Origin of the sequence: Microbulbifer mangrovi (assembly GCF_002009015.1) — a bacterium.
In the GTDB taxonomy this organism is placed as follows: Bacteria; Pseudomonadota; Gammaproteobacteria; order Pseudomonadales; family Cellvibrionaceae; genus Microbulbifer; species Microbulbifer mangrovi.
On record NZ_LZDE01000300.1, the window covers coordinates 24,552 to 30,683 of the forward strand.

Annotated in this window: 5 protein-coding genes; all 5 read left to right on the forward strand. The window is 59.9% G+C overall.

Going from position 1 to position 6,132, the window contains the following annotated elements:
• Positions 1-25: 25 nt before the first annotated feature.
• The 5 genes from ispG to der all read left to right on the forward strand — a co-directional run bounded on the left by ispG (position 26) and on the right by der (position 5,971).
• Entirely contained in the window at positions 26-1,147 is a 1,122-nt protein-coding gene (gene ispG, locus B4U49_RS08820) for a flavodoxin-dependent (E)-4-hydroxy-3-methylbut-2-enyl-diphosphate synthase (RefSeq protein ID WP_078084213.1), read from the forward strand.
• Between the two features lie 55 nt (positions 1,148-1,202).
• A complete protein-coding gene (gene hisS / locus B4U49_RS08825) occupies positions 1,203-2,465 on the forward strand; it encodes a histidine--tRNA ligase (protein ID WP_078084215.1) in 1,263 nt (420 codons plus the stop codon).
• 67 nt (positions 2,466-2,532) lie between these two features.
• Positions 2,533-3,267, forward strand: coding sequence for a YfgM family protein (locus tag B4U49_RS08830; RefSeq protein ID WP_078084216.1), 735 nt, complete (start codon positions 2,533-2,535; stop codon positions 3,265-3,267).
• Complete coding sequence (gene bamB / locus B4U49_RS08835; protein WP_078084217.1) at positions 3,264-4,448, forward strand: outer membrane protein assembly factor BamB; 1,185 nt, start codon at positions 3,264-3,266, stop codon at positions 4,446-4,448. The genes B4U49_RS08830 and bamB overlap by 4 nt, the downstream gene beginning before the upstream one ends.
• A gap of 128 nt (positions 4,449-4,576) precedes the next feature.
• Complete coding sequence (der, locus tag B4U49_RS08840; protein WP_078084219.1) at positions 4,577-5,971, forward strand: ribosome biogenesis GTPase Der; 1,395 nt, start codon at positions 4,577-4,579, stop codon at positions 5,969-5,971.
• Positions 5,972-6,132 lie beyond the last annotated feature (161 nt).

Genomic DNA, 6,132 nt, shown 5'->3' on the forward strand with positions numbered 1-6,132 from the left:
TCAATAGCCAACGCAGGTTCTCTCTATGCAATTCGAGTCACCCATAGTTCGCCGCGTCTCGCGCCAGATCATGGTGGGCAATGTGCCGGTCGGCGGTGGAGCACCCATCTCGGTGCAGAGCATGACCAACACCGAGACCTGCGATGTCGCCGCGACCGTGGATCAGATCCAGCGGTTGGAGCGAGCAGGCGCGGATATCGTGCGGGTTTCCGTGCCGTCCATGGACGCTGCGGAGGCCTTCGGCGAGATCAAGAAGCAGGTTAATGTACCGCTGGTGGCGGATATCCATTTCGACTACCGCATCGCCCTGCGGGTCGCTGACCTGGGCGTGGATTGCCTGCGCATCAACCCGGGCAATATCGGTCGCGAAAAGCGTATCCGTGCGGTGGTGGACAAGGCGCGGGACCTGAATATCCCGATTCGAATCGGGGTGAATGCAGGCTCCCTGGAAAAGGACCTGCAGAAAAAATACGGCGAGCCTACCCCGGACGCACTGGTGGAATCCGCCCTGCGCCACGTGGACATTCTCGACAGCCTGAATTTCCAGGACTTCAAGGTGAGCGTAAAGGCGTCGGACATCTTTATGGCGACCGCTGCCTATCGGAAGCTGGCTACCCAGATCGAGCAGCCGTTGCACCTGGGCATCACCGAAGCCGGCGGCCTGCGCTCCGGTACCGTGAAATCTGCCATCGGTCTTGGCGCTCTGCTGCTGGACGGTATCGGCGATACCCTGCGGGTGTCCCTGGCTGCAGATCCGGTAGAAGAGGTGAAAGTGGGCTGGGATCTGCTCAAGAGCCTGCGTCTGCGTACCAAAGGCATCAACTTCATTGCCTGTCCCAGCTGTTCGCGCCAGAACTTCGACGTGGTGAAAACCATGAATGAATTGGAAACCCGTCTCGAAGATATCACCACGCCGCTGGATGTGGCGGTGATCGGCTGCATCGTAAACGGCCCGGGCGAGGCGAAAGAGGCGGATATCGGCCTCGCTGGTGGTACCCCGAGCCACGCGATTTACGTGGACGGTCAGCCGGACCGCAAATTCAAGAATGACAATCTGGTTGATGACCTGGAGCGATTGATCCGCGATAAAGCCGCGGCCAAGGAAGCGCAGGAAGCCCAGATTATCGCCAAAGAAACTACCGAATGATTCGAGATGCTGGCCATTGCCGGCACAACGATATAACAGCTATTAAGGACGACCGTTGAAACAACTTCGCGCCATCCGCGGCATGAACGATCTTTTGCCCACCCAATCGCCGGTGTGGCAATACGTGGAAAGTACTCTCAGCGAACTGTTTGCCCGCTACGGCTACAGTGAAATTCGCACCCCGATGCTGGAGGCGACACAGCTGTTCGCCCGCGCGGTGGGTGAGGCTACCGATATCGTCGAAAAGGAAATGTACACCTTCGATGACAAGAGTGGTGACAGCGTTACCCTGCGTCCGGAGGGCACCGCGGGCACCGTGCGTGCGGCGATCCAGAACAACCTGCTGATCCAGCCCCAGCGCCTGTGGTACTTCGGCCCCATGTTCCGCTACGAGCGGCCGCAGAAGGGCCGTCTGCGTCAGTTCCACCAGTTTGGCGTGGAAGTGTTTGGTATCGAGGGTCCGGATATCGACGCCGAGATCCTGATGATGACCGCGCGCATCTGGAAGCAACTGGGCGTTGCCGAACATGTCTCCCTGCAGCTGAACTCCCTGGGCAACAGCGAAAGCCGCGCGGCCTACCGCGATGCGCTGGTGGAATATCTGTCTGCGCGCAAGGATCAGCTGGACGAAGACAGCCAGCGTCGCCTGGAGCGCAACCCGCTGCGTATTCTCGACAGTAAAAATGCCCAGACTCAGGAACTGCTGGCTGAGGCTCCTTGTCTACTGGACTTCCTCGATGAGGAATCCCGCACGCACTTTGACCAGCTGCGGGCATTCCTGGATGCGGCCGGAGTGGCTTATGAGGTAAATCCGCGCCTGGTGCGTGGCCTCGACTACTATGGCAAGACCGTCTTCGAATGGGTGACCGACAGCCTCGGCGCCCAGGGCACTGTATGTGCCGGTGGACGTTACGACGGCCTCGTCGAACAAATGGGTGGCAAGCCCACCCCGGCGGTGGGCTTTGGCCTCGGTGTTGAGCGCCTGGTACTGCTGCTGGAAACTCTGGAAGTACTGCCGGACACGCTGGATCAGCAGGTCGACGCCTATCTGGTCGCAGTGGGTGATGTACAATCCGCGGCCCTGGCGGCGGCGGAGCAACTGCGTAGCGAGCTGCCCTGGTTGCGGCTACAGACCCACTGTGGGGGCGGCAGCTTCAAGAGCCAGATGAAGAAGGCCGACAAGAGCAATGCAGATTTCGCATTGATCATTGGCGAAGACGAAGCTGCGGCAGGGCAGGTGACTGTCAAATCCCTGCGCGCCGACGCCGAGCAACAGACCGTTGCCCTGGCGGAACTGGCGAAAATCCTTCAGGCCTGAAGGCAGCACAGAAAAGCATTGCAAGACTGAATTTACGAATTGGATTTAAGAATAAGGCGAATAAGAAATGGCTGACCATTTGACCGAAGAAGAACAGATTGAAACGATCAAACGCTGGTGGAAAGAAAATGGTTCCGGCATCGTCACCGGTATTGTGCTGGCACTGGCCGCGTATTTTGGTTGGCAGTGGTGGCAGGGCAAGGAGCGCGGCGATGCTGAAGCGGCGTCCAACGTCTATCAGGGGTTTGTTGAAGCGGTTTCTGCCAATGAAGGCAAACCGGACAACAAGCAGCTGACAACCGCCCAGTCCCTCGCGCGCGAGCTGAAAGACGACTACGCCAAGCGTATCTACGCCGCACAGGCCTCCCTGCAGCTGGCTGCGCTGGCTGCGGAAAAGAACGACCTGGAAACTGCCGCCAAAGAACTGCAGTGGGTTGTGGATAACAGCAGTGACGATGCACTGAAGCTCGTTGCCAAGCGTCGCCTGGCTTCCGTCAAGGCGGCCCGCGGTGAAACCAATGAAGCACTGGCGCTGCTGAAGGGCGATGTGCCGCCGGCTTTTGCTGCACTTTACGCGGAAACCCGCGGCGATATCCTGGTTCAGCAGGGCGATAAAGACGCTGCCCGCGCCGCGTACCAAGAAGCGCGTGCACAGCTGCTGCCGGAACAGGCTGCCGGTTCTCGCCTGCTGGACCTGAAAATTGAAGGCCTTGGCGAAGCGCCTCAGGCTGACGACGACAATGCACAGGACGAACCTGCCGCTGAAGAAGCTGACGCAGAAACAGAGAAGGATGCGCAATGATAGGGACTCACATAGCCGCGCGCACAGGTGCGGGCAAGGCGCTTAACCGGATTGCAGCCGTTGCACTGGCCGCAGTGATCAGCGCCTGTGCTTCCAACGATGAAAAGGAAGACACCGATCCCGTAGAGCTGACTGAAATCAGCGAAAGCGTGCAGCTGCGCGAAGTCTGGTCGCAGAATATCGGCGACATCGACGCACTGCGTTACGCCATGCTCAAGCCCGGCATCATTGACGGCAAGGTGATCGCCGCCAATAGCGATGGTGATGTCTACGCCTTTGATCGGGCCAGCGGCAAGCGCCTGTGGAAAGTGGATATCGATCAGTCCATCGGCGGTGGTGTTGGCGTCGGTCTCGGTATTGCGGTTGTTGCCGATTACCGCGGCCGCGTGGTTGCCCTGGACCTGAATGATGGCAGCCAGCGCTGGTCAACCCAGCTGGGTGGCGAGGTAGTCGCCACTCCCGCTGTAGGGTCGGGCATGGTGGTGATACAGACCGTTGACGGCAAATTGCTGGGTCTGGATGCGAGCACTGGCGAGCAGCGCTGGCGCCACAATACGGTACTGCCCGTGCTGACCCTGCGCGGTACCGCCAGCCCGGTGATTTCTGCGGGCGTGGTTTTTGCGGGCCTGGATAACGGCAAGCTGATCGCCCTCAGTGCTGCCGACGGTATTACCCGTTGGGAGCAGCGTGTGGCGATTCCCCAGGGCTCTGCGGAGCTTGACCGGGTTGTGGATATCGACGGCACGCCACTGGTGCGTGGTGATCTGGTATTCGCCGCCAGCTATCAGGGGCGCGCAGTGGCCCTGTCGCGGGAAGATGGTCGTGGTCTCTGGGCGCGCGACGCCTCAACCAACCACGGAGTGGCCGTGGGTGCGGGCCAGGTTTTCCTGAGCGGCGCCGATGGCAGTGTCCACGCCTACAATGTGGGTAATGGGCAAATTCAGTGGACCAACAGCGAGCTGCTGCGTAGACAATTGAGCGGTCCGGCGTATTTTGGTGACGTGGTGGTCGTGGGCGACCTCGACGGTTATCTGCACGCCCTGGATCCCTCCAGCGGTCGCTTCGTGGGTCGTACCCGTATCGACCGCGATCCGGTGCGCATTCCGCTGCTGGCCGATGGTGACCTGCTATTCGCGCTGTCCGATGACGGCGAGCTGGTCGCACTGCGCCTGCAGCGCTGATCCACAGATATCTGGTGGGCCTTCGGGCCCGCTTTAGGCGCCTGCCTGGCAGGCGAACCTGAACCGCCCGCACTCCTGCGGGCGTTCGTATTTCTGGCAAAACTGTTTTGCCCTGAGTAGATCCGATTATGTTGCCTGTAATTGCCCTGGTAGGGCGCCCCAACGTGGGTAAATCCACCCTGTTCAATCGGCTTACCAAAAGCCGTGATGCCCTCGTGGCCAACTATGCCGGCCTTACCCGCGACCGCAAATACGGGGAAGCGGAATTCGAGGGCCACAAGATGATCCTGGTGGACACCGGCGGTATCAGCGGCGACGAGGAGGGCATCGACGCCGCCATGGCCCAGCAATCCATGCAGGCCATCGAAGAGGCGGATTTCGTGCTGTTCCTGGTGGATTGTCGCGCCGGCCTGACCCCGGCCGACGACATGATCGCCGAGCGCCTGCGCACTCGTTCCAAGCCCACGATCCTGGTGGCCAACAAGGTCGACGGGGTAAACCCGGATATCGCCCTGGCTCCGTTTTACGAGCTCGGTATCGGCGAGCTCTTCCCAACTACCGCCACCCACGGTCGCGGTGTGCGCTCGCTGATGGAACGCCTGGTCGAAGGCCTGCCGGCGCCGGAAGACGCGGAAGAAGAAGACGAGGCCAAAGGTATCAAGATCGGTATCGTCGGCCGTCCCAACGTGGGCAAGTCCACCCTGGTCAACCGTCTGTTGGGGGAAGACCGCGTTGTGGTCTTCGACCAGCCCGGCACTACCCGCGACAGCGTGTATATCAACTACACCCGCGATGAAAAGCCCTACACGATCATCGACACCGCCGGTATCCGCCGCCGTAAAAACGTCAAGGAATCGGTGGAGAAATTCTCCATCGTCAAAACCCTGCAGGCGGTGGAAGACGCCAATGTCGTGGTGCTGGTGATCGACGCCAGCGAAGGCCTGGTGGACCAGGACTTGCACCTGATGGGCAGCGTCATCCAGGCCGGTCGCGCACTGGTCGTGGCACTGAATAAATGGGATGGTCTCGACCCGGACCATCGCGACTTCGTAAAAACCGAACTGGAGCGCCGCCTGCGCTTTGTGGACTTCGCGGATATTCACTTTATCTCCGCGCTGCACGGCACCGGTGTCGGCAACCTGTACAAGTCCATCGAAGACGCCTATCAGTCCGCCACGGATAAACTGTCCACCAACCACCTCACGCGTATCCTGCAGTGGGCGGTTAGTGAGCACCAGCCGCCGCTGGTCAATGGCCACCGCATCAAGCTGCGCTACGCCCACGCCGGTGGCCAGAACCCGCCGGTGATCGTCATCCACGGCAACCAGACCGCACAGGTGCCCAACCACTACGTGCGCTACCTGGAAAAGACCTATCGCAAGGCGTTGGACCTGCACGGTACTCCGGTAAAAATTGAATTCCGTACTGGTGATAACCCGTACGCGGGCAAGAAAAACAAGCTCAGCGATCGCCAGAAGGCGAAGAAACGCCGCTTGATGAAGTTCGTGAAGAAAAAAAAATAAAGCGCGGTTGAACCTGGTTGAAATAGGCTTGGGGCGCCGCAATACCCTTTAGGTAAAGGCGATAAATTCGGCGCAAAGCTAAACTTGCTGGTTAACTGAACTTCGAATTGAAGGTGCAGATGGCTGGGCAACCTTGCCAGACCGTCTGCGGCCAGGACGGC